Origin of the sequence: Paraburkholderia fungorum (assembly GCF_046026025.1) — a bacterium.
Lineage (GTDB): Bacteria > Pseudomonadota > Gammaproteobacteria > Burkholderiales > Burkholderiaceae > Paraburkholderia > Paraburkholderia fungorum_E.
This window is the reverse complement of sequence record NZ_JAQQFL010000013.1, coordinates 1-24,121: the sequence shown is the minus strand read 5'-3', so window position 1 is coordinate 24,121 and position 24,121 is coordinate 1. Positions and strand designations below refer to the sequence as shown.

Genomic DNA, 24,121 nt, shown 5'->3' with positions numbered 1-24,121 from the left:
GCACTACGCAATCAGAAAAAGCCGCGGAAGTGCCCGAGTTTCCTTCCATCCGTCGACGCAACCTAGCGAGCGCCCGAGCATGAAAAGCCTGAAATCCATCCCTCCTCTTCTGACGATGTTGTTCGCGATGCAGCCGCTCCTTGCAGAGGCCGACGTCACGGTCAGGATCGGCCAGGTATCACCATTGACTGGCGAGCTGTCTCACATAGGCAAGGACGACGAGAACGGCGTCCGGCTCGCAATCGAGGATCTCAACGCAAGGAAACTCCGTATCGGCGGCCAACCGGTTACATTCATGCTGGATTCGCAGGACGATGCTGCCGACCCGAAAACCGCCGTAACGGTTGCGCAAAAACTGGTCGACGATCGTGTTGCGGGTGTGGTCGGCCACGCCAACTCCGGCACATCGATCCCCGCTTCGAAAATCTATTCGGATGCCGGCATTCCGATGATCACCGAGTCCGCAACCAACCCCAAGCTCACGGCGCAAGGCTATAAAAACGTCTTCCGTATGGTTGCGAACGACGTGCGGCAAGGAACGGTCATCGGCACCTATCTTGTGAAGGAACTGAAGGCGACGAAGATCGCGATCGTTGACGATCGCACCGCATATGGACAGGGACTGGCCGACGAGGTCGAAAAGGCCGTCAAGGCTTCGGGAGGCACCGTTGTAGATCGTGAATACGGTACTGACAGAACCACTAACTGGATGGCGGTCCTCACGACCATCAAGAGCCACGTTCCCGATGGAATCGTCTTCACCGGCGGCGATACGCAAGCCGCAGCGTTTGCCCAGCAGGCCCAGAAGCTTGGACTGAAGGCAAAACTGATCGCGGGCGACGAAGCGTGCACGCCGCAATTCATCAAGCTCGCGGGAGCCGCGATGAACAGCGGCACGTACTGCACGCTGGCGGGCGTACCGCCGTCGAAAATGCCACAGGGAGACGCCTTCTTCAAGCGCTTCCAGCAGCGCTTTGGCGTGCCCGTGCAGCTCTATGCGCCGTATGCGTACGACGCCGTGATGGCGATGGCCGGTGCAATGCAGGCCGCCGACTCGGTCGATCCGAAAGTCTATCTGCCCAAGCTCCAGAACCTGACGCTGGATGGTGTGACGGGACCCATCAGGTTTGACGCAAACGGCGATATCCGCAACGGCGCGATTACCGTCCGGCAGTTCGGCCAGGGTGATTGGCAAGACAGGAGCGTTGTCAGATAGTCATGTTCGTCACTGTGGAAAGCGGGACCTGGCGCGAAATCGTCGAGGGCATCGTCAGCCGCATCCCGGCGGCGATGCACCAGATGCCTGGCGTTCGGCGTGACCGGGTCCTCAGATCAGACAATGTCCCTCACTCGTCGATCTCCACAGGCACGCCGAGCCCGACCTTCACGCGGCTCATGCTGACGAGTGTCTTGAAGCGCTTAACGTTGTTATTGGAGAAGAAGAGCTGCCGGGTGAGCTCGTTGTACTGCTCCATGTCGCGCACCGTCAGGATAAGTACGAAATCCCATTCACCCGCGACGTAGTAGCACTGCTGGATCTGTGGGCATCGTTCAAAGGTTCGCTTCATTGCGTCGAGCAGATCGATCTGTTCGCTCTCGACCTCCACCGTGGACACGATCGTAAGAGGACACCCCACCTTCTCGGGCGAAACGATCGCCGCATACCGGTCGATCACGCCGTCTTCAGCCAGCCGTCGCAAGCGACGGTTCACGGCCGCAGTGGACAGATTGACCCGGACGCCCAGTTCATTTTGAGGTAGTTGAGCATCCCGCTGGACCTCGGCTAATAGTTTGCGATCGAAAACGTCGAGCGTGGTAGCCATTACGTGGAATCCCGATACGAAAATGAGAAATCATTGCGCCGCACCCAGAGATTTAGCGATTAATTTAACCTCGTCAAGCAATATTATTCAGTCATCGATACCTCAGCCGGACACCTATTTCACGGAGCCGCAGAGCAATGCTAATCACCAACACACGCGCGTCGCACGCTGACTACCCCGACGAACTGAAAACGATTCTGAGCGTGGAGTCTGCCCGGCAAAGTCGCGCCTGGCTTTCGAACTGGAGTCTGCTCAGTCCGTCCGCCACGCCTTTGTGGGACCTGCCCGATGCGGCCGCCCGACTGGGCGTCGGGCGGCTGAGCATCAAAGACGAATCCGCCCGGTCGCCACTCGGCAGCTTCAAGGCGCTGGGCGCACCGATCGCGCTCGTACGGCTGATCCTGCGCCTGTGGCCTGAGCAAGACCTTGATCCAAAGGAGTTGATCCAGGGGCGCTACAGGGAAATGCTCACCAACCTGGTCGTGATAAGTGCGACCGACGGCAACCATGGCAAGGCTTTGGCCGCTGCGGCACACACGCTCGGGTGCAATTGCGTGATCGTCCTGCATGCCAACGTGAGCGCCGAGCGCGAGCAGGCTATCGCTACGTATGGTGCGCAAATCATTCGCGTCAACGGCAATTACGACGAATCCGTGGCAGAAGCAGCGCGCTTCGCGAAAGAAAACGGTTGGCACGTGGTCTCGGACACATCCTATGAAGGATATGAAGTCATTCCCCGCGACGTCATGCAGGGCTATGGCACGATCGCAGCCGAGATTGTCGAGCAGTCGGAAAGTCATGCAGACGGATGCGCCTTCACGCACGTGTTTCTGCAAGGCGGCGTCGGCGGTCTTGCAGCCGGGGTTGCCAGTTATCTCTGGGAAATTCATGGCCGCAAACGTCCGCGATTCGTGGTCGTCGAGCCGCAACAGGCGGATTGCCTGTATCAAAGTGCGCTCGAGGGTCGAGCGGCAAAAGCGACAGGCTCGGTCGATTCAGTCATGGCGGGCCTGGCGTGCGGCGAAGCTTCACCGCTCGCGTGGAAGTTCCTTGGCCTGTGCATAGACGATTTCATGACGATCAGCGATCAAGACGCTGTCGCGGCAATGCGCCGGCTCGCGGCAGGAACCGCCGCAGACATTCCGATGGCAGTCGGCGAATCCGGTGCTGCGGGCTACGCCGGTATCGAAGTATTGATGCAGGATCCGCAGTTGGCGCGATCCATCGGCTTGAAGGGTGATTCACGTGTTCTGGTGATCGGCACGGAGGGGGCAACGGCGCCAGCGGTCTATAGCGAATGTGTGGGCGAAACGGCCGGTTCCGTTCTTTCACGTCAGGCTCACTGGTTGGACGCCACGGTTCGATAAGACAACCTGAACCGACATCGAAGAGGATATGCGTTATGGAAAGCTCCTTGCAATCGCAGTTGAAGAGTTGGCGTCGGCACCTCCACCAGAACCCGGAAACCGGTTTTGAGGAAGTCGCTACTTCGGACTACGTGGCGAACGCCTTGAAAGCCCTGGGCCTCGACGTGCATCGGGGGATTGGCGGGACGGGCCTGGTCGCCAACCTCACAGTCGGCGATGGCCGAGGCGTCATTGGCCTGCGTGCCGACATGGATGCGCTGAATATTTCGGAGAACGCACCGGGTCGCCTGCATGCGTCGCGAACGCAAGGAAAGATGCACGCCTGCGGACACGACGGACATATGTCCATGATTCTCGGTGCGGCGCGCCTGCTTGCCGAGAGAAAGGATTTCAACGGTACCGTGCGATTCATTTTTCAGCCGGCCGAAGAACATGGCCGCGGCGCGAAAGCGATGATGAAAGACGGGCTCTTCGAACGATACCCTGTCGACGCGATCTTTGGCGCACACAACATGCCCGGAATGCGCGCCGGGACATTCGCAACACGCACCGGCGGCATCATGGCCAGCGAAGACAACTTTGTCATTCACATCAAGGCCCGTGGCACGCATGCAGCGCGGCCCCACATGGGCGTCGATCCCATCGTGATCGCCTCGCAAATCGTGCTGGCATTACAGACAATAGTGTCTCGCAATCTCGATCCGAGCCTGCAGGCGGTCATCTCCTGCACGGAATTCATTACGGACGGTATCCGCAACGTCATCCCGTCGAACGTCACGATCAAAGGCGATACGCGCAGCTACGCACAGGAAGTTCAGACGATGCTCGCAACCCGCATGCGAGAAATCAGCGAAGGCATCTGCCATGCGAACGGCGCAGAGTGCACGTTCGAATACACGCACGAATTTGCGCCTACCGTGAACTCGCCAGAGTATCTGGACCTTGCCGTGACGGCGGCCCGCAGCATCGCCGGTGCGGACAAAGTCGACGCCGGCGTGCAACCCATGATGATCTCCGAGGATTTCGGCGCATTCCTTCAGGCAGTGCCAGGCAACTTCATCTTCATTGGCAACGGCGATACGGGAAAGGAAGGAGGTACTCCGCTCCACAACGCTACCTACGACTTCAACGACGAGATCTTGCTCACCGGTGCACGATACTTTGCAGAGCTAGCACGACTCGCCCTCCCTCTTTCCTGAGCGACATCCGCTTCGAGTCGCGGGCTTGGCCAACGGCCAGCCCGCTCCCGACGTAGTTGGCCGTGCGGAAGTATTCAGCGAGAGCGAACCAAGGCAGTCAATGGCCATTCCTACGCCAATCGGAAATCCCACAACACATCGAGTACGTGTTGGGTGGAACGTTCGACATACCCCGCACGATGTGCAACGCCAAGGCGACGCCACAACGCAGGGCGCAGCGGACGCATGGCGATGCGCGCGTCGGGTGATGGCGTAGTGGCCTCGTGAGGCAGCAGCGCCGCGCCGTAACCTGCCGCGACCAGACTCTTGATTGCGTCGTTGTAGTTGAGCTGAATGCGCGCTGCGGGATGGTGACCGGCAGTCGCAAACCACTCCGTCGTCAGACGCGAGAGACGCGTGGTGGTGTCATTGAGAATGAGAGGCTGAGCCGCGAGCCACTCAGGCGCGATACGCGCCGGGCAGCGCCAATGTGCCGGCACGAAGGCCATGACGGGGTCGCGACGCCAAGGCTTTATGACGAGTCCAGCCACCGGCGACTGAGGCAGCGCAACCAGGCCAACATCCAGCGTTCCATCGGCCAGCCGGGTTAGCGTTTCATGCGACGTAAGCACCGCAACCTGAATGTCGATGGCGGGATGGTGCTGGCGCAGCACCTCGAGCGCTTGCGGCAACAGGTGTGCAATCGCGCCGGTCGATGCCCCGAGCCGCACGCATCCGGCGAGCCCTTGCACCTGGCGGTGAACATCGTCCAACGCCTGCTCGGCGTCAGCCAGCAATCGACGCGCGCGCCCGACCAAGGTCTCGCCTATCGCCGACGGTCGAACATGTCCGCGCTTGCGTGACAGGAGCGGAGCCCCAATGCGTTCTTCCAGTTCAGCAATGTGCAGGCTGACCGTTGGCGGCGCCAGGTGCAGCGCACGTGCCGCCTCGGCGAATGAGCCCCGGTCGGCAATAGCGACCAGGGTGCGCAAGCGGTCAAGGCTGATCTCTCGCATGTCGACGTCCTGATTCAGAAAAGCTGAATGTTAGCGTTATGAAATTCAACTTTCTCTATTCTAGCGGTACGCGGAAGATAGGGGCTCACGCTACTTGTCATGACCCAATCACCGGAGTATTTCGCGCATGAGCTCTCCCGTTGTTTTCATCGACGGCGACCAAGGCACCACGGGGTTGCAAATCCATGAACGGCTTCGCGATCGAAGCGACCTGAAACTATTCACGCTTCCCGCTGCGCAACGCAAGGATCCGAAGCGTCGCGCCGAGGCCATCAATGCCTGCGACATCGCCATCCTCTGCCTACCCGACAACGCCGCGCGCGAGGCGATGGATGCCATCGTCAATCCCGCAGTCAGGGTAATCGACGCAAGTTCCGCCCACCGCACGCAGCCAGACTGGACCTACGGTTTTCCGGAGATGGCTCCGGGACAGGCCGAACGTATCGCGAACGCACGCCGGGTCACCAATCCCGGCTGCTATCCGACCGGTGCGATTGGCCTGCTGCGCCCCCTGCTACAGGCCGGGCTCCTACCCGACAGCTATCCGGTCAGCATTCACGCGGTGTCCGGCTACTCGGGACGCGGACGTGCCGGCGTGGAGGAGCATGAGCGGCAGGGCGCCGTCAGCGCACCGGCCTATCAGGTCTATGGTCTGGAACTCGCGCATAAGCACACCCCGGAGATCCAGCGGCACGCCGGGCTCGCGCAACGCCCCATCTTCGTCCCTGCGTATGGTGCGTTCCGCCAGGGCATCGTGCTGACCGTGCCCCTGGCGTTGCGGCTACTGCCGCCCGACGTGGATGGCGCCGCGTTACACGCATGCCTCGCGCGCCACTATGCCGAGGCGGCCCACGTGCAGGTCTTGCCGCTGCAGGAGTCGTGCGCCTTGAAGCACCTGGATCCACAAGTGCTGAACGGGACGAACGACATGCGTTTGAGCGTATTTCCCAACGTGGAACACGGGCATGTGCTGCTATCCGCCGTTTTCGACAATCTCGGCAAAGGCGCATCCGGCGCAGCGGTTCAGAACCTGAACCTGATGCTCACGCGGCAATAGGAGCGATCACCCCGTATGGCACACGGCCCGGTTTTCGCCAATAATGGCCCCACATCCACTACCGGACGAGGGCAGCCATGCGCTACAGCCCCGACGCCATCCGCACCATTGCCCTGGTCGGGCATGCTGGATGCGGCAAGACCTCGCTAGTCGAAGCGCTGCTGCACCGGGGCGGCGCGCTCCACGCGCCCGGCAGCGTGGAGCGCGGCACCACGGTTTGCGATTTCGACCCGCTCGAGCGCAAGTATCGCCACTCGCTGAGTTCCGCCCTCGCCCATCTGCACTACCTGGATACCCGTATTTATCTGCTGGATACACCGGGTTATCCGGATTTTTCCGGGCTGTCGATCAGTGCCCTACCCGCTGTGGAGACCGCCGCCATTGTCATCAATGCACAGACCGGCATCGAAATGACCGCCCGGCGCATGATGGCGTGGGCGGAGGAACGCAAGCTCTGCAGAATGATCGTCGTAAACGGCATCGATGGCGAAAAGGTCGATCTTCCCGGACTCCTCACGCAAATCCAGGAGGCTTTCGGCAAGGAATGCCTGCCCATCAACTTGCCTGCGCAGCGCGGCCACCAGGTAGTGGATTGCTTTTTCAACCCGGCCGGCGAAGCCGATTTCCTGTCCGTTGCGGCTGCGCACAATGCGCTGGTCGATCAGGTGGTCGAGATCGACCCGGACTTGATGGAGCTTTATCTGGAGCAAGGCGAGGCCATCACGCCGGAGCAGTTGCACGAACCCTTCGAACGCGCGCTGCGCGAAGGCCATCTGGTGCCGGTGTGTTTTACGTCGGCGGCCAACGGCGCCGGGATTGCCGAATTGCTCGACGTATTCGTCCGGCTGCTGCCCAATCCGATGGAAGGCAACCCGCCGCTCTTCTGCCGCGACACCGGCGGCCGCCAGCAAGCCGTGCGCGCCGAACCGGCCGCCGACAAGCATGTCTTGGCCCATGTCTTCAAGATCGTCGTGGACCCTTATATCGGCAAAATGGCCGTGTTTCGTATTCATCAGGGCACGATCAGACGAGACAGCCAGCTCTATATCGGTGACGCACGCCAGCCGTTCAGGGTCACCCATCTCATGATGTTGCAGGGCAAGGAACACCTGGACGTCCCGCAGGCCGGTCCTGGCGATATCTGCGCGACGGCCAAGGTCGACGAGATCGGCTTCGATGCCGTGCTGCACGACGCGCCTGAGGACGGCAACATCCACCTGACCCCACTCGATTTCCCCATGCCCATCTACGGGCTGGCAATCGAACCTGCGCGCCGTGGCAACGAGCAGCGCCTCTGGGAAGTCCTGCAAAAGCTGAGTGCGGAAGACCCTTGCCTGATCATCGAGCACCCGGTCAGCACCAACGAGACCGTGGTGAGAGGTCTGGGCGAGTTGCATCTGCGCGTGATGCTGGAGCGGCTATCCGAACAGTACAAGCTCGAGGTCCTGACGCGGCCGCCGAAGATCGCCTATCGGGAAACCATCGGCGCGAGAGCCGAGGGGCATTGTCGCCACAAGAAGCAAACCGGCGGCGCCGGGCAATTCGGCGAAGTGATGCTGCGCGTGGAGCCGCTGCCGCGCGGCGCGGGTTTCGAGTTCGTCGACGCCGTCAAGGGCGGCGCCATCCCCGGCCAGTTCATGCCCGCGGTGGAGAAAGGCGTCCTGCAGGTGATCGACAGCGGCCCGCTCGCCGGCTTCCCGATGCAGGATGTGCGCGTCACCGTCTTCGACGGCAAGAGCCACCCCGTCGACTCCAAAGAGGTCGCATTCGTCTCGGCAGGACGCAAGGCCTTCATCGATGCGGTGCTGAAAGCCCGGCCAGTGCTGCTCGAACCCATCGTGGACATCGAGGTGATGACACCGGAAGCGGCGATGGGTGACATCATCGGCGACCTGTCCGCCAAGCGCGGGCAGGTGCATGGCACACGCACGGCTGCCGGCAATGCGGTGGTGGTTGCCGGGCAAGTGCCGTTGTCCGAACTCAACGACTATCAGTCGCGGCTGAATGCCATCGCCGGGGGGCACGGTCACTACAACATCCAGCTCAGCCACTACGATCCGGTGTCCCCCGCTCAACAGGAACGGCTGGCGTCGCAGTACAAGAAACAGGGTGACACCGCGGCGCCTTGAATGACACGCCGGATATGGGTATGGCTAGCCTGCCGTCTGCAGATCAGCCTCTGCATCCAATTCAGCCGGCGAGTCCTCCATGCCTAGCTGCTGCCGCGCCTTTTCCCAATAGTCCTGGGAACGGCCCTCGGGACTTCCTTCGTTCTCCCAAAGATAGAACGCGAGCGTACGAACTTGCTCCTCGGTAACAGGCATATTCATTTTCAATCTCCAGAAATTTGCTTTCAGTGGGTTAGCGCGGGGCCGCTATCGTCAACTGAGTCGTCGGTTCGAACGAGACGCACAGCACCATGGCCGCCTTTCGAATCGCAAACAACCCGTTCATGCGCGCTCCGCGAAAACGGCTAACGTCTTGGTTGGTGACGACTGCTCGCAGCAATTCGCGCGACCATTGGCACCAGGCGCGGGTTGAACACAGAAACTGAACCATCACGATTTTCGGCACGAGCAACGATTGCATCGATCGTGACTCGCGCGACCGCGCGTTGCGCCCGTCTTGCGAACTGCTTCATACGGCGGTCGCTGACCGGATGCCGCGCCCATACCAGCGCTGCGAACCAACCAATAACCGTCCATCCGAGCAGGATGTTCACCATGGTCACGGCAAAGGCGTCTTCGCGTTCTCTTGCGTCTGCAATCATGGCGGGCACCAGATAAAGCATCAGCGCACCCAGGAACACTGCACCCTCGATAATCTTCAACATGTCCACACCTCGCTACGGCCTCTGTCACAAGATGTCAGTTTAGGCCGCACCTATCTTTTTTCCATGCCGATAGCGCGAATTCACTATTGCTACAGATCGAACAATGCGGGCGGGCTCGTTCGGAACCGCTTGCGTCCTTGATGACGGTTTGTCGATATCGGTCTTCTGTGTTCCGTGCTCGAAGCGGCGCGCGGAAATCGCATGCGCTTGAACTCACTCGGTGGACTGCGGCCTGCGGGCCGGATTTTTGGCGTGTCCGATCACGCGTAATCCAATCCGTTAAACATCGGGCGCGATTTATATGCACTTCGGATACGCAACGAATACATCGCCTGGCGAGCGAGACCGCGTGAAACTTTATCTGCCATCAAGCTGCCAAAGAACAATCGGTGACTCGGACATTCAGGTATGGCAAGCGTGCTGTTGGTGGATGACGACGCGGCAACCCTTGCAGCATGGGAGGCGAACTGCATCGCAGACGGATTTGAAGTCAAAAGTGCGAGCGACGGCGAATCGGCATTGGCCATGTTCATCGAAAGCCCCGTTGATATCGTGGTCGCCGACTGGCGCATGCCGGTGATGTCGGGGAGCGAACTTTGTCACCGGTTGCGCACCCTCCCCGGTCTGGCGGATGTGGCTTTCATACTGGTTTCCGGAGAACCAAGCCCACCGGCCTTCGTCAGTTACGATGGGTTCCTTCGCAAGCCCGTCGATGGGGCAATGTTACTGACCACCATGCGCCGGCTGCTGGCGGATAACGTCAAGCATCGGCAAATGCAGCGCGGCGGATCGACTTAGTTAAGAGGCAGTCCTGGCACCCAGCCGGCAGCCGCCCCGCCCGTGAGATTCAATTTACCTTGTCCCACAGTCAAAGACAGTCCCATGACAACGACATACGCTTCCGAACGAACGGGCGCTCGCGGGCACACCGTTCAACTCGACCACATTGAGACGTACTACGAGGAGTATGGAGTCGGAAAGCCCCTGGTGCTCCTGCATGGGTTTGGCGGTAGTGCACAGAACTGGTATCAATTTACCGCCGAACTCTCAGAGCGCCATCGACTGATCGTCGTGGATCTGCGCGGCCATGGTTATTCCAGCAATCCCGAGAACAGGTTCACACATCGGGAAGCGGCCAATGACGTGTTTCTCCTGCTTGATAAGTTGGGGGTCGGTCGCTTCTCGGCTATGGGTATGAGTTCTGGTGGCATGACGCTACTGCACATGGCAACGAGCCAACCCGAGCGCATCGACTCGATGGTATTAATTAGCGCGACTTCCCATTTTCCGGATCAAGCAAGGGTCATCTTGCGCCGGGCTTCGTTTGTCGCCATGCCGCAAGAGGTGCAAGCGATGTATCGAGAGTGTGCAAAACGCGGTGACGCGCAAATTCGGGAACTCATTTCGCAGTTCAACGCCTTGGGCGACAACTACGACGATATGAATTTCACTGCGCAAAGTTTATCAACCATCGCAGCTCGTACGCTTATTGTGCACGGTGATCGCGACCGCTTTTTCCCCATTGAAATTCCGGTAAGCATCTACCGCTCCATACCGGATGCCGCGCTATGGATTATTCCTGGCGGTGACCACGTTCCTATTTACGACCCGTCGGTTCCATTCACCTCAACAGCCCTACGATTTCTTGATGGGCCAGACAGCAACTGGCATTCAGGTGCCTCACAAGGCGACAACAGAACAGCGCGCGAGCGACCCGCCGCCGTCGCTCACTCGCGTATAGAGGTCCGGCCCGGCAGCGACAGGCCGCTACCTACTCCGCTGAAAAGACGATCGCCGCAGCGTCGCCGACCTGTGTGAAGCTGCGGACAAAACGATAGACCTGGCCGCCGATCTGCAGCTGATTGGCACCCGAAGAGGTCGACTCAAGCATGTCGTTCGCGAGCGAGGTTGCAATCGTGCCTATCTGCTTCAGGTCTTCAGGCAGACCGGAGGGATCGCCCAAATACACCGTACAGGCGCCGTCCGTATGCCGCATCATCACGATGCTCGTTGCGCTATCGAGTGCCCGCTCCAAATACCCGGCGAGCGTTCCCAGCGATTCCGGTTTGTGCGCAGGATCACCCGCTAACCCATTGTCATCTGTCACTTTGACCTCCTGCGGCCGTCTTCTGTGTATTCACACTTGCCATCATGACATAGCAAATGTGTCAGGAACCGGGACGGTACGTGCACATAGCAAACCAAACCACACATACTCCACTAAGCCTCGTCTTCAGACAGCAGCTTGTCGAGCGGCATGGTCTGCTTGACGAAGGGCGACCGGATCACGATATAACTGAAATACTTCTCGATTCCGATATTGCGGTCAACCAGCTTTTCAATGACTTCCTGGTAGTGCCCAATGTTCTTGACAATGGACTTCAGCAAGTAGTCGTACCCGCCGCTGACCAGGTGGCACTCCGTAATCTCATCGAAGTCCCGCAGATTTGCTTCGAAGCGCGTGAAGTCTTCGCGCCGGTGGTCATGCAGCATGATTTCGGTGAACACGGTCACCGTGCTGGTCAGCTTCGTCAAATTCAAATGCGCGCCGTAGCCCGAGATGATTCCCGCTGCTTCGAGGCGCTTCACGCGTTGCAGACAAGGACTGGCGGACAACCCAACGGCGCTGGCGAGGTTGGTGTTCGTTATGTTGCCGTTCTTCTGCAGTTCGGCAAGGATTTTGATGTCGGTCCGGTCAAGCTTTTGTCGCATATCGTGCTTGTTCGAATTGGCTGGTGTGTCAATCGAAGGCGGCCTTCCTGTCAGCGAGCCAGGTCCTCGTGGTGCGCCTTGACGAGTTGAGCCATGCTCGTGAACCTGTAGTCAACGGATGGTTCGACCAGATACTTCACGTTTGCGCCGAACCCACGCTGTTCGTAGCGGCGCTGAATCCAGCACGAACGAAGTTGCAATGCGCTCGCAGGCTCATGGTCGTGGTAGACGCTATCCGCGACGTGCAGTGTATCGCTCTTCTCAATGCCCATCGACGATAGCGTTGAGAACAGGTATTCGAAGACGCTTCGCGACGGTTTGTATGAACCGACATCTTCAGCCGTCACGACTGCGTCGAAGTCGACAGCAAGCTTCTCGTTCGTCGTCCTGAAGCTGCGGTTGTCCACATTGGATACGACTATCAGCTTGAAATACTTCTTCAGATACTGGAGCGTGCTGGCCGAGTCTGGAAACGCCGGCCAATCGCCTATCGATGCACCGTAGGCAACCGCTTCGTCCCAGCGGTAACGTACACCCCACTCCTCGGCAAGCCGCTTGAAGACCACCTGAAGCAGCCTGTCATAGGGCATGGCTGGCGTACGCATCTGCTGATACGACTCGTGGCGTGCATGTGCTTCAAGGATTTCATCACGCGTGAGAGGTTCGGTGTGCCGGGAAGCCAACTCCGACAGACCCGATGCGATACCTGACTCCCAGTCGATCAGCGTCCCGTAGCAGTCAAATGTGAGTGCCTTGAAATCCGTCAACGCCACAGCGCCCCCTATGTTCCAGTCTCTTGAACTCAATCCCTTCCTGCAGCAACGGTCTCGTGCGCACCGTGAACGTCGGCACGGCCGCGTCGACGATGCTAACCAGCCAACATTGGCTTATTGCTTCGCCAGTGCTTCCTGGTGTGCCTTCACGAGGTCCGCCATGCTGTTGAAGCGGAAGTCGATATTCGGCTGCGAGCCCGGGTTCATCGTCGCGCCGAAGCCGGGTTGCGAGTAACGGCGATAAATCCAGCACGACGCCAAACCGAATTCGTTCGCGGGCTTGTGATCGTGGAAAAGGCTTTCAGCTGTGTGCAGAATCTTTTCCTTCTTAATGCCACGCTCACCTAACTTCTCAAGCATGTACTCAAAGTTGCGCGGCGACGGCTTGTAGGAGCCGACGTCTTCAGCCGTGAAAATAGCGTCGAACGCAACGTTCAGCCTGGCGTTGCTGTAGGTGAAGCTGTCATTGTCGATGTTCGACAGGATGACCAGCTTGTAGTGCTTTTTCAGGTACTGCAGCGCTTCTGCCGAATCCGCGAATGCCGGCCAGTTCTGCACCGAGCGACCGTAAGCCACACATTCCTCGTGCGTGAACGGCAGGCCCCACTCTTCGGCCAGTCGCTTGTAGACGATAGGCAACAGCTCCTGATAGCGCCTGGCCGGCGTGTACTTCTGTTGCGACGACTCGTGACGGGCGTGGGCTCCCAGAACCTGGTCCCGTGTGAGCGGCTTCTTCGCGCGCTCGAGCAGGTGCTTCAGCCCTTCGAAGATACCGCTCTCCCAGTCAATCAGGGTGCCATAGCAGTCGAAAGTCAGTGTGTCGAAATCGGTCAGTTCCACGGTCGCTCCTCACAGATGTCCAGATGGAGACATCAGTGTATTGCGCACGTGCAGCAGCCAGAACTTTAATCCAGTGGCCGAGCGGCAGTTTTCACTGTCGCGATCCGATTGAGCAGCAGGTTCTGCTGCTCAACCTGGAACGGTTATGCTCCGGCGCCTCTTTGCGCAGGTTGCACACAATCCGGGTGCCACGCAGGACAACCAGATGACGTCCCTTCCGCTCCCCGCCGATATCACGTCCAACTGCGGCTCGTCCTGAGCTCATAATTCAATTATCCTAATTGATATCGCGGTTAGTCGCCAAACGGGTTGCCGGTGTCTTTCACTTCGGTATTGAGGTTGTACTCCGCACGCACGGCCTTAAGCACGCCCTCGATGTCTCGCTCGAAACCGACCGCGTTGCCGAAGTGAGTCATGTTCCAGTTGCAGCCTGTCTTGTCAGCCTCTTGCAACTGCGGCCGCGGCACACGAATCTTCACGCCATCCTCGACGATTTCCTGCAGTCGATGGATTCGCCGGTTGACCTCCTGCTGTAACTGCGAAGCATTGAGCGTCTTGCGTATCATCCAGGTCTCTCCTTCCGGTTGCTCAAGCCAGTCTAGCGCACATGACGCGTTCCGCGACCTGGCGCTGCAAGCGCACACCGACCTCGAGGCTGATGGCCGATGCCCCCGAATTGCTGCGGCACAGCAGCAAAAATACGAAACCTGCAGACTTTGCTGTCCGCCGCCATACAAATAAAAAAAAGGCGTCACGTTTCCGTGACGCCTTGAAAAGTTCTAGCCATTCCGAGGGCCGTGCTAGAACCTGAGAGACGGTATTCGAAAGTTAGGCGGGCGCGCGATTTTGGACGCTGGACTCGAAGCTCGAGACAGACAACTGCGTGGACTGTTACCGGGGACTATTCAAGGCACTCGACCAGACATTCCGCGAGCCACGGCTGGTTCAGAATTTCAAAATACAGAACCTGAAACCGTCTTTCGAAATGAGATTCCATTTTTTATGGTTATGCTGACTAAGTCAAGCAAAATCTAAAGAGCTTTCATTCGTTACGGCAAAATATTCCGATACAATGAATCTTCAGATGAAAAATGGGCGAACATGCCCCATTTTGGGGCTTTTACCAAGCCCGCGCGCAACGCTTACCGACAGGCAAGCGAACAGTAAACTGAAATATAGTTCCACAAAAATGACATGAACCGACCCACGCCCTCACGAACTGCCGGAGTCCCAGCCAAAGACAAAGACGGCTCGGGGGACGAAGTCACGGCGCTGGCACGCGGCCTGACCGTGCTACGCTCGGTCGCCGCGGCCGACGCGCCGCTCAGCAACCGCGAGTTGGCGGAACTGACGGGCATTCCGAAACCCACCGTCTCGCGAATTACCGCCACGCTCGTCAGCGCGGGTTTTCTGTTCCGCCTGCCTGACAGCGAGCGATTTGTGCTGACCTCGGCGGTCCTCGAGTTGAGCAACGGTTTTCTGCGCAACTTCGACATCCGGGCCCGTGCGCGCCCCTTCCTCATCGAACTCGCCGAACGCACCGCGTTGTCTGTTCATCTGGCGGTACGCGACCGCCTCGACATGGTGGTGATCGACGCGATCCGGCCACGTTCGGCGGTGCTGGTATCGCGGCTCGAAATCGGCTCGCGCATGAGCCTGACCCGCACCGCGGTTGGCCGTGCCTATTTGTCGGCGCTCGCCGAACCGGAACGGGAAAAATTATTGATCGGCTTGCAGGCCGCAGAGGGTGACGATTGGGCCCACATCAGCGGCCGCCTGACAAGCGCGCTGCGGGAAACCGCGGAGCAAGGCTTCGCGATCGCCACGGGCGAATGGTACGACGGCCTGAACGCCATCGCCTTAGGATTCATCGGCCCCTCGGGCGAACGCTATGCCGTCAATTGCGGCGGCTCAGCGGATCAGTGCCCGCGCGACTGGCTGATCTCGCACGCGGCACCGGCGCTGCTCGAGTGCATCAGCAATATCGTTCTCGAGATCGGCGGCACGCCTGGGCGCCGCCTGGATAATTAAGAGACGCGGGCGCTCACGGGGCCGCGGCCACGGCATGTGCAACCGATCCCCGCGCGTACTGTAACTTTCGTAATCAACAGAAAAATACACGGGTGGACTGTTACAGCACCCGCAACGTAGGATCACACATTCCCGTCGCGGGCCGCGCGCCAGGCTTGCCGCTATCGCCCGTTCGATAACGGCCTGCCGGCCTGTCATGATGGCGCACTGTCGCACTGCCACACTGCTGCATTGCTGCATTGCGTTAACATCTTTGTCCCGCGCCTCGGGTAGCATCGCGCTGAACATTTGCGGCGCGTCCGCTGTCGAAACCGCCTGTCATGCCGCCTGCGTGCCGGCCCGCCGAACTGTCGTAGCGGCGCGATCGCACGAGCGGCTCACATCAAAGCCAGTCACCTGACCGAACCGATGGACGAACAACAAAAGCTTTCGGAAACCACACGCCCAACCGCTCCGGCTCCTCAACCCGGCTCTCAACCGTCCTCCCCCGGCAAGCCTGCTGGCGGCCCCGGCCCCAAGCCGGCGCCCGCCAGAAGTCATCGCGGCCGCAATATCGCTCTGATCGTGACGGCGCTGGTTATCCTCGGGGTGGTGTTGTGGCGCTGGCATCCGTGGGGCGCGCCCGGCGGCGCGAACGCGGCGGGCGGTGCAAGTGGCGCCCGGGCGGGTCGCGGTGGTCCCGGCAGCTTCGCCAGTATGCCGCAGCCTGTTCACGTCGCGACGGCCAAACAGGGTGAGATGCCGGTCGTACTGACCGCGCTCGGCACGGTCACGCCGCTCGCCAACGTCACCGTGCTGCCGCAGTTGAGCGGCGTGCTGCAGGACGTGTTTTTCAAGGAAGGCCAGATGGTCAAAAAAGGCGACGTGCTCGCCCAGATCGACCCGCGCCCCTATCAGATCTCGCTGGAAAACGCGCAAGGCACGCTCGCGCGCGACCAGGCGCTGCTGCAAACCGCCCGCCTCGACCTGAAGCGCTATCAGACCCTGCTCGCGCAAGACTCGATCGCCAGCCAGCAGGTCGATACGCAGGCCTCGCTCGTGCGGCAGTATGAAGGCACGGTGAAGTCCGACCAGGCGAACATCGATACCTATAAGCTCGACCTCGTCTACGCGCGCATCACCGCGCCGGTATCGGGGCGCGTCGGGTTGCGCCAGGTCGATCCGGGCAACTACGTGACGCCGGGCCTGACCAGCGGCATCGTCGTGATTACGCAGTTGCAGCCGATCAGCGTGATCTTCACGACCTCCGAAGACAACCTGCAGCAGATCCTCCAGCAGACCCAAACCGGCGCGAAGCTCTCGGTCACCGCGTACGACCGCAGCAACACCACGTCGCTCGAAGGCGGTTCGCTCGAAACCCTGGACAACCAGATCGACACCACCACCGGCACGGTCAAGCTGCGCGCGGTCTTCCAGAACGACAAGAACCTGCTGTTCCCGAATCAGTTCGTGAATACCCGCCTGCTCGTGGATAAGATCAAGGACGCGGTGATCGTGCCGACGCCGGCCGTGCTGAACGGCTCGATGGGCCCGTTCGTGTACGTCGTGAAGCCGGACAACACGGTCACGGTGCGGGCCGTCAAGGTGGGTCCGGTAGACGGCGAACGCACCAGCATCAAATCTGGCCTCGAGGTCGGCGAGCGCGTCGTGATCGACGGTTCGGACCGGCTCAAGGAAGGCGCGACGATCACGATTCCGGCCGATCGGCCGCGCGGCGCTTCGGGCGCCCGCGGAGCAAGTGGCGCAGCGGCCGCATCGGGGGCCTCCGGCGCACGCGGGCACCATGGCAGACACGCGGCGCAAGCTTCGCAATAAAGGCACGGCGACTACTGCATGAATCCATCCCGCGCCTTTATTCTGCGCCCCGTCGGCACCGCCCTGCTGATGGCGGCAATCATGCTGGTCGGTCTCGTCGCGCTGCGCTTCTTGCCGCTCTCCGCGCTGCCCGAGGTCGACTATCCGACGATCCAGGTGCAGACCTTCTATCCGGGCGCGAGCCCGGACGTGATGACCTCGTCGGTCACCGCGCCGCTCGAACGCCAGTTCGGGCAGATGCCGTCGTTGAATCAGATGTCGTCGCAAAGCTCGGCCGGCTCGTCGATCATCACGCTGCAGTTCAGCCTCGATCTGCCGCTCGATATCGCCGAGCAGGAAGTCCAGGCGGCGATCAACGCCGCGGGCAACCTGCTGCCGTCCGACCTGCCCGCGCCGCCGATCTACGCGAAGGTCAATCCCGCCGACGCGCCGATCATCACGCTCGCGATCACCTCGAAGACGATGCCGCTCACCCAGGTCCAGGATCTGGCCGACACGCGTCTCGCGCAGAAGATCTCGCAGGTGGCGGGCGTGGGTCTCGTGAGCCTGTCAGGCGGTCAACGCCCGGCCGTGCGGATTCAGGCGAACCCGCGCGCGCTTGCCGCCTACGGCCTGAATCTGGACGATCTGCGCACCACGATTTCGAACCTGAACGTCAACACGCCGAAGGGTAACTTCGACGGCCCGACGCGCAACTACACGATCAACGCGAACGATCAACTGACCGACGCCGACGCCTACAAGAGCGCCGTGGTCGCCTACAAGGGCGGCCGCCCGGTCATGCTGACGGACGTCGCCACCATCGTGCAGGGCGCGGAGAACACCAAGCTCGGCGCATGGGTCGACAACACCCCGGCGATCATCCTGAATGTGCAGCGCCAGCCGGGCGCGAACGTGATCCAGGTGGTCGACAGCATCAAGGCGCTGCTGCCGCAACTGCAACAGTCGCTGCCCGCCGCGCTCGAAGTCGAAATCGTCACCGACCGGACCACCACGATCCGCGCGTCCGTGCGCGACGTGCAGTTCGAATTGCTGATGTCGGTGGTGCTGGTGGTGCTGGTGATGTACCTGTTCCTCGCCAACATTTACGCCACCATCATTCCGAGTCTGTCGGTGCCGCTCTCGCTGATCGGCACGCTCGCGGTGATGTACCTGTGCGGTTTCTCGCTGGATAACCTGTCGCTGATGGCGTTGACCATCGCGACCGGCTTCGTGGTGGACGACGCGATCGTGATGATCGAGAACATCGCGCGCTACGTCGAAGAAGGCGAGTCTCCGCTGGAGGCCGCACTGAAGGGTTCGAAACAGATCGGCTTCACGATCATTTCGCTGACGGTTTCGCTGATCGCCGTGCTGATTCCACTGCTCTTCATGGGCGATGTGGTCGGGCGCCTGTTCCACGAATTCGCGATCACGCTGGCCGTGACGATCGTGATTTCGGCCGTCGTCTCGCTCACCCTCGTGCCGATGATGTGCGCGAAGCTCCTGCGCCACACGCCGCCGCCCGAAAGCCACCGTTTCGAAGCCAAGGCCCACCAGTTTATCGACTGGGTGATCGCGCGCTACGCGGTCGCGCTGACCTGGGTGCTCAACCGGCAGCGCTCCACCCTGTTTGTCGCGCTGCTCACGCTGGTGCTGACCGGCGTGCTGTACGTGTTCATTCCAAAGGGCTTCTTCCCGGTCCAGGACACCGGCGTGATCCAGGCGATCACGCAGGCCCCGCAATCGGTATCGTATGCGTCGATGGCCGAGCGTCAGCAGGCGCTCGCCGCGCAGATCCTGAAGAACCCGGACGTGGAAAGCCTCACCTCGTTCATCGGCGTGGACGGCAGCAACATCACGTTGAACAGCGGCCGCATGCTGATCAACCTGAAGCCGCGCGACGACCGCAGCCATACCGCGAGCGACGTGATCCGCCAGTTGCAGCAGGACGTCGCGCACATTCCGGGCGCCGCGCTGTATATGCAGCCGGTGCAGGATCTGACGATCGATTCCACCGTCAGCCCAACGCAGTACCAGTTCATGCTGACCGACCCGAACATCGGCGAATTCACCACGTGGGTGCCGAAGCTGATCGACCGGCTGAAGCAGTCGCCCGAACTGGCGGACGTGGCGACCGACTTGCAGGACAACGGCCAGTCGGTCTACATCGAAATCGACCGCGCCACCGCGTCGCGTTACGGCATCACGCCCGCTACCGTGGACAGCGCGTTGTACGACGCCTTCGGCCAGCGCATCATCTCGACCATCTTCACGCAATCGAACCAGTACCGCGTGATTCTGGAAGCGCAGCCGTCAATGCAGCACTACACGGAATCGCTGAATTCGATCTACCTGCCCTCGTCCACCTCGACGGGCGGCCAGGTGCCGCTGTCGTCGATTGCGAAGTTCATCGAGAAGCCCGCGCCGCTGCTGGTTACGCACCTGAGCCAGTTCCCGGCCACGACCGTATCGTTCAACCTCGCGCCGGGTTCGTCGCTCGGGGCGGCGGTGAAGGCAATCGCTCAGGCAGAGAAGGATATCGGCTTGCCCCCCTCGTTCCAGACGCGCTTCCAGGGCGCGGCGCTGGCGTTTCAGGCGTCGTTGTCGAATGAGCTGTTCCTGATCCTCGCGGCGATCGTCACGATGTATATCGTGCTCGGCGTGCTGTACGAAAGCTTCATTCACCCGATCACGATTCTATCGACGCTGCCCTCGGCGGGCGTGGGCGCGCTGCTCGCGCTGCTGATCACCGGGCACGATCTGGACATCATCGGCATCATCGGGATCGTGCTGCTGATCGGTATCGTGAAGAAGAACGCCATCATGATGATCGACTTCGCGCTCTACGCCGAGCGCGAAGAAGGCAAGTCGCCGCGCGAAGCCATCTATCAGGCCTGTCTGCTGCGCTTCCGGCCGATCCTGATGACCACGCTCGCCGCCCTGCTTGGCGCCTTGCCGCTGATGCTCGGCACCGGCGCGGGCTCGGAGTTGCGCCGCCCGCTCGGGATCGCGATTGCCGGCGGTTTGATCGTCAGCCAGTTGCTCACGCTGTTTACCACGCCGGTGATTTATCTCGGCTTCGACGCGCTCGCGCGCCGTGTGCGTGAGCGCTTCAATCGCGGCAACCCGGTGCCGCCCGCCACCGATGCAGGGACCTGAGCGATGAACCTGTCGCGTCCGTTTATCTCCCGTCCGGTCGCCACCACGCTGTTGGCGCTCGGCATCGCCATGGCGGGGATTTTTGCGTTCACCAAGCTGCCGGTGGCGCCGCTGCCGCAGGTCGACTTCCCGACTATTTCGGTGCAGGCCACCTTGCCGGGCGCGAGCCCGGATACGGTGGCGACCAGTGTCGCCAGCCCGCTTGAACGGCATCTCGGCTCGATTGCCGACGTCACCGAAATGACCTCGCAGAGTTCGGTCGGCTCGACCCGCATTACGTTGCAGTTCGGCCTGAATCGCGACATCGACGGCGCCGCGCGCGACGTGCAGGCGGCCATCAACGCCGCGCGCGCCGATTTGCCGGCGAGCCTGCGCAGCAATCCGACGTATCACAAGGTGAATCCGGCCGACGCGCCGATCCTGATTCTGGCGCTCACGTCGAAGACGCTGACCGCCGGCCAGTTGTACGACTCGGCGGCCACCGTGTTGCAGCAGTCGCTGTCGCAGGTGGACGGCGTCGGCGAAGTGGATGTGAGCGGCTCGGCCAATCCGGCGGTGCGTGTCGAGCTGGAGCCGAATGCCCTGTCCCACTACGGTATCGGCCTCGAAGACGTGCGCGCGGCGCTCGCCGCGGCCAACGCGAACAGCCCGAAAGGCTCGATCGAGTTCGGTCCGAACCGCGTACAGATCTACACCAACGACCAGGCGAGCAAGGCGTCGCAGTATAAGGATCTGGTCATCGCGTACCGCAATGGCGCGGCGGTGAAGTTGTCCGATGTGGCCGAGGTGGACGATTCGGTCGAGGATCTGCGCAACCTGGGTCTCTTCAACGGCAAGCGTTCGGTGCTGGTGATTCTGTACCGCCAGCCCGGCGCGAACATCATCGACACCATCGACCGCGTGATGGGCATGCTGCCGCAGTTGCATGCGTCGCTGCCCGCCGACGTCGACATCGCGCCCGCCGCCGACCGCTCCACAACGATCCGCGCGTCGCTGAAAGACACCGAACGCACGCTGCTGATCGCGGTGGCGCTGGTCGTGATGGTGGTATTCCTGTTCCTGCGCAACTGGCGCGCCACGCTGATTCCGAGCGTGGCCGTGCCGATCTCGATCATCGGCACGTTCGGCGCGATGTATATGCTGGGCTTTTCGATCGACAACCTGTCGCTGATGGCCTTGACGATCGCGACCGGCTTCGTGGTCGACGACGCCATCGTGGTGCTGGAGAACATCTCACGGCATATAGAAAACGGCGTGCCGCGCATGAAGGCTGCATTCCTCGGCGCGCGCGAAGTCGGCTTCACGGTGCTGTCGATCAGTATCTCGCTGGTCGCCGTATTCCTGCCGATCCTGCTGATGGGCGGCATTGTCGGGCGGCTGTTCCGTGAATTCGCGCTGACGCTGTCGCTGGCGATCGGCGTGTCGCTGATCGTCTCGCTCACCTTGACGCCGATGATGTGTTCGCGCCTGCTGCGCGAGCCGCACGAGAAGCAGGAAGAAGGCCGTTTCGGGCGCTGGCTCGAACGCGGCTTCAGCGCGATGCATCGCGGCTACGAGCGCACGCTCGGCTGGGCGCTGCTGCATCCGCGCCTGATCGTGACGGTGCTGGTCGCGACCATCGGCCTGAACATCTGGCTGTACATCATCGTGCCGAAGGGCTTCTTTCCGCAGCAGGACACGGGCCGTCTGATCGGCGGCATCCAGGCCGACCAGAGCACGTCGTTCCAGGCGATGAAGGGCAAGTTTTCGGAGATGATGGAGATCGTCGGCAAGAATCCCGCGGTGGACAGCGTGGCTGGCTTCACCGGCGGCCGGCAGACCAACTCCGGCTTCATGTTCGTGTCGCTCAAGCCGAAGAGCGAACGCAAGCTATCCGCCGACGAGGTGATCCAGCAACTGCGCGCGCCGCTCGGCGACGTCGCCGGCGCGCGGACTTTCCTGCAGGCGGTGCAGGACATTCGCGTCGGCGGCCGGCAATCGAACGCTCAGTATCAGTTCACGCTGCTGGCCGACTCGACGCCTGATCTGTACAAGTGGGGACCGCTACTCACGGAGGCGCTGCAGGCACGCCCCGAACTCGCGGACGTGAATTCCGACCAGCAGCAAGGCGGCCTCGAGGCGATGGTGACGATCGACCGCGCCACCGCCTCGCGCCTCGGCATCAAGCCCGCGCAGATCGACAACACCTTGTACGACGCGTTCGGCCAGCGCCAGGTGTCGACGATCTACAACCCGCTGAACCAGTACCACGTGGTGATGGAAGTGGCGCCCAAGTACTGGCAGAGCCCGGACATGCTGAATCAGATTTACATCAGCACCTCGGGCGGCAGCGCGAGCGGTGCGCAGACCACCAACGCGCCGGCCGGCACGGTGACTGCGCAGACCGCTTCGAGCGCAACGACCGGTGGCACGGCGGGCACGACTGCATCGAGCGCGGCGAGCATCGCTGCTGATTCCGCGCGCAACCAGGCGATCAATTCGATTGCGGCGAGCGGCAAGTCGAGTGCTTCGTCGGGCGCGGCGGTATCGACTGCGAAGGAGACGATGGTGCCGTTGTCGGCGATCGCGAGCTTTGGCCCGGGGAATACGCCGTTGTCGGTGAATCACCAGAGCCAGTTCGTGGCCTCGACGATTTCGTTCAATCTGCCGCCGGGCGTGTCTTTATCGACAGCGACGCAGGCGATCTACGACACGATGGCGCAGATCGGCATGCCGGGCACCATACACGGCAGTTTTCAGGGCACGGCCCAGGCATTCCAGCAGTCGATGTCCGACCAGCCGATTCTGATTCTTGCCGCGTTGGCGGCGGTGTATATCGTGCTCGGGATGCTGTATGAGAGTTATATCCATCCGCTGACGATTCTGTCCACGCTGCCCTCCGCGGGCGTGGGGGCGTTGCTGGCTTTGCTGCTGTTCAGGACCGAGTTCAGCATCATCGCGCTGATCGGGGTGATCTTGCTGATCGGCATTGTGAAGAAGAACGCCATCATGATGGTGGACTTTGCGATTGAGGCCTCCCGGCAGGGATTGTCGTCGCGGGATGCGATTTATCAGGCTTGCATGCTGCGGTTCCGGCCGATCATGATGACGACTTGCGCGGCTCTTCTTGGGGCTTTGCCGCTGGCTTTTGGAAGTGGAGAGGGGGCGGAGCTGCGGGCGCCGTTGGGGATTGCTATTGTGGGTGGGTTGATTGTTAGTCAGATGTTGACGCTCTATACCACGCCGGTGGTGTATCTCTATATGGATCGGATTCGGGTACGGTGGGAGGCGAGGAAGGCTCGCCGGGGTGGGATGGCGGCGGGTTAATGAGGGGTTTGGGTTTTTTTTGCCTGGTCGGCGATTTGTTTGTTTGCCTGCGGCGTTGGCCTTTCCTTGTTATGGCTTCTTTGGCCTTTCCTTGTTTTGTTAGTGGTTTGCTTTGTCTGTGTGCCTGCGGCGTTGGCCTTTCCTTGTTATGGCTTCTTTGGCCTTTCCTTGCTTTGTTAGTGGTCTGTTTCGTCTGTGTGCCTGCGGCGTTGGCCTTTCCTTGTTTTCA

General features: G+C 61.0%; 20 protein-coding genes. 11 read left to right on the top strand and 9 right to left on the bottom strand.

What is annotated here, in order from left to right; genetic code table 11:
* The first annotated feature begins 79 nt into the window (after nt 1-79).
* A complete protein-coding gene (locus tag PQR67_RS16105; protein ID WP_408460892.1) occupies nt 80-1,216 on the top strand; it encodes a branched-chain amino acid ABC transporter substrate-binding protein in 1,137 nt (378 codons plus the stop codon).
* Nucleotides 1,217-1,346: 130 nt separating this feature from the next.
* On the opposite strand, the gene PQR67_RS16100 is transcribed toward PQR67_RS16105, so the two are convergent.
* Nucleotides 1,347-1,823, bottom strand: coding sequence for an Lrp/AsnC family transcriptional regulator (locus tag PQR67_RS16100; protein ID WP_408460889.1), 477 nt, complete (start codon nt 1,821-1,823; stop codon nt 1,347-1,349).
* A gap of 137 nt (nt 1,824-1,960) precedes the next feature.
* Here PQR67_RS16100 and PQR67_RS16095 point away from each other — a divergent pair, with 137 nt between their 5' ends.
* Entirely contained in the window at nt 1,961-3,190 is a 1,230-nt protein-coding gene (locus PQR67_RS16095; RefSeq protein ID WP_408460886.1) for a diaminopropionate ammonia-lyase, read from the top strand.
* A 35-nt stretch (nt 3,191-3,225) separates the two neighbouring features.
* The gene (locus tag PQR67_RS16090; RefSeq protein ID WP_408461273.1) at nt 3,226-4,389 is read left to right on the top strand and encodes a M20 aminoacylase family protein; all 1,164 of its coding nucleotides are present in this window, start codon (nt 3,226-3,228) and stop codon (nt 4,387-4,389) included.
* Between the two features lie 110 nt (nt 4,390-4,499).
* Here PQR67_RS16090 and PQR67_RS16085 read toward each other — a convergent pair whose 3' ends face one another.
* Nucleotides 4,500-5,384: a LysR family transcriptional regulator gene (locus tag PQR67_RS16085; protein ID WP_408460884.1), complete on the bottom strand. Its 885-nt coding sequence runs from the start codon at nt 5,382-5,384 to the stop codon at nt 4,500-4,502.
* Between the two features lie 127 nt (nt 5,385-5,511).
* Between PQR67_RS16085 and argC the strand changes: the two genes are divergently transcribed.
* A complete protein-coding gene (gene argC, locus PQR67_RS16080) occupies nt 5,512-6,441 on the top strand; it encodes an N-acetyl-gamma-glutamyl-phosphate reductase (RefSeq protein WP_408460881.1) in 930 nt (309 codons plus the stop codon).
* Nucleotides 6,442-6,518: 77 nt separating this feature from the next.
* The gene (gene fusA / locus PQR67_RS16075) at nt 6,519-8,570 is read left to right on the top strand and encodes an elongation factor G (RefSeq protein WP_408460878.1); all 2,052 of its coding nucleotides are present in this window, start codon (nt 6,519-6,521) and stop codon (nt 8,568-8,570) included.
* A 24-nt stretch (nt 8,571-8,594) separates the two neighbouring features.
* On the opposite strand, the gene PQR67_RS16070 is transcribed toward fusA, so the two are convergent.
* Together PQR67_RS16070 and PQR67_RS16065 are read right to left on the bottom strand one after the other, a co-directional pair.
* On the bottom strand, nt 8,595-8,771 hold the full coding sequence (locus PQR67_RS16070) for a DUF2934 domain-containing protein (protein ID WP_408460875.1): 177 nt from the start codon (nt 8,769-8,771) through the stop codon (nt 8,595-8,597).
* Between the two features lie 143 nt (nt 8,772-8,914).
* Nucleotides 8,915-9,274 (bottom strand): superinfection immunity protein, encoded by a 360-nt coding sequence (locus PQR67_RS16065; protein ID WP_408460873.1) that lies wholly within the window; start codon nt 9,272-9,274, stop codon nt 8,915-8,917.
* A gap of 408 nt (nt 9,275-9,682) precedes the next feature.
* On the opposite strand from PQR67_RS16065, the gene PQR67_RS16060 reads away from it, so the two are divergent.
* Entirely contained in the window at nt 9,683-10,072 is a 390-nt protein-coding gene (locus PQR67_RS16060) for a response regulator (protein WP_408460870.1), read from the top strand.
* A gap of 84 nt (nt 10,073-10,156) precedes the next feature.
* Nucleotides 10,157-11,092 (top strand): alpha/beta fold hydrolase, encoded by a 936-nt coding sequence (locus tag PQR67_RS16055; protein WP_408460868.1) that lies wholly within the window; start codon nt 10,157-10,159, stop codon nt 11,090-11,092.
* Here the strand turns inward: PQR67_RS16055 and PQR67_RS16050 are convergent.
* The 5 genes from PQR67_RS16050 to PQR67_RS16030 form a co-directional block, all read right to left on the bottom strand.
* Nucleotides 11,046-11,381 (bottom strand): hypothetical protein, encoded by a 336-nt coding sequence (locus tag PQR67_RS16050; RefSeq protein WP_408460866.1) that lies wholly within the window; start codon nt 11,379-11,381, stop codon nt 11,046-11,048. The genes PQR67_RS16055 and PQR67_RS16050 overlap by 47 nt on opposite strands.
* Before the next feature lie 113 nt (nt 11,382-11,494).
* The gene (locus PQR67_RS16045; RefSeq protein ID WP_408460864.1) at nt 11,495-11,986 is read right to left on the bottom strand and encodes an Lrp/AsnC family transcriptional regulator; all 492 of its coding nucleotides are present in this window, start codon (nt 11,984-11,986) and stop codon (nt 11,495-11,497) included.
* Between the two features lie 50 nt (nt 11,987-12,036).
* Nucleotides 12,037-12,759 (bottom strand): haloacid dehalogenase type II, encoded by a 723-nt coding sequence (locus PQR67_RS16040; protein ID WP_408461271.1) that lies wholly within the window; start codon nt 12,757-12,759, stop codon nt 12,037-12,039.
* A 114-nt stretch (nt 12,760-12,873) separates the two neighbouring features.
* Nucleotides 12,874-13,599, bottom strand: coding sequence for a haloacid dehalogenase type II (locus PQR67_RS16035; protein WP_408460861.1), 726 nt, complete (start codon nt 13,597-13,599; stop codon nt 12,874-12,876).
* Between the two features lie 293 nt (nt 13,600-13,892).
* Nucleotides 13,893-14,165 (bottom strand): hypothetical protein, encoded by a 273-nt coding sequence (locus PQR67_RS16030; RefSeq protein WP_062091079.1) that lies wholly within the window; start codon nt 14,163-14,165, stop codon nt 13,893-13,895.
* A 628-nt stretch (nt 14,166-14,793) separates the two neighbouring features.
* Here PQR67_RS16030 and PQR67_RS16025 point away from each other — a divergent pair.
* The 4 genes from PQR67_RS16025 to PQR67_RS16010 all read left to right on the top strand — a co-directional run bounded on the left by PQR67_RS16025 (nt 14,794) and on the right by PQR67_RS16010 (nt 23,892).
* Nucleotides 14,794-15,630, top strand: a complete 837-nt coding sequence (locus PQR67_RS16025) for an IclR family transcriptional regulator (protein WP_408460859.1) — start codon at nt 14,794-14,796, stop codon at nt 15,628-15,630.
* A gap of 408 nt (nt 15,631-16,038) precedes the next feature.
* A complete protein-coding gene (locus PQR67_RS16020; protein WP_408460857.1) occupies nt 16,039-17,445 on the top strand; it encodes an MdtA/MuxA family multidrug efflux RND transporter periplasmic adaptor subunit in 1,407 nt (468 codons plus the stop codon).
* Between the two features lie 18 nt (nt 17,446-17,463).
* Complete coding sequence (locus tag PQR67_RS16015) at nt 17,464-20,586, top strand: MdtB/MuxB family multidrug efflux RND transporter permease subunit (RefSeq protein ID WP_408460854.1); 3,123 nt, start codon at nt 17,464-17,466, stop codon at nt 20,584-20,586.
* A 3-nt stretch (nt 20,587-20,589) separates the two neighbouring features.
* Nucleotides 20,590-23,892, top strand: coding sequence for an efflux RND transporter permease subunit (locus tag PQR67_RS16010; protein WP_408460852.1), 3,303 nt, complete (start codon nt 20,590-20,592; stop codon nt 23,890-23,892).
* Nucleotides 23,893-24,121 lie beyond the last annotated feature (229 nt).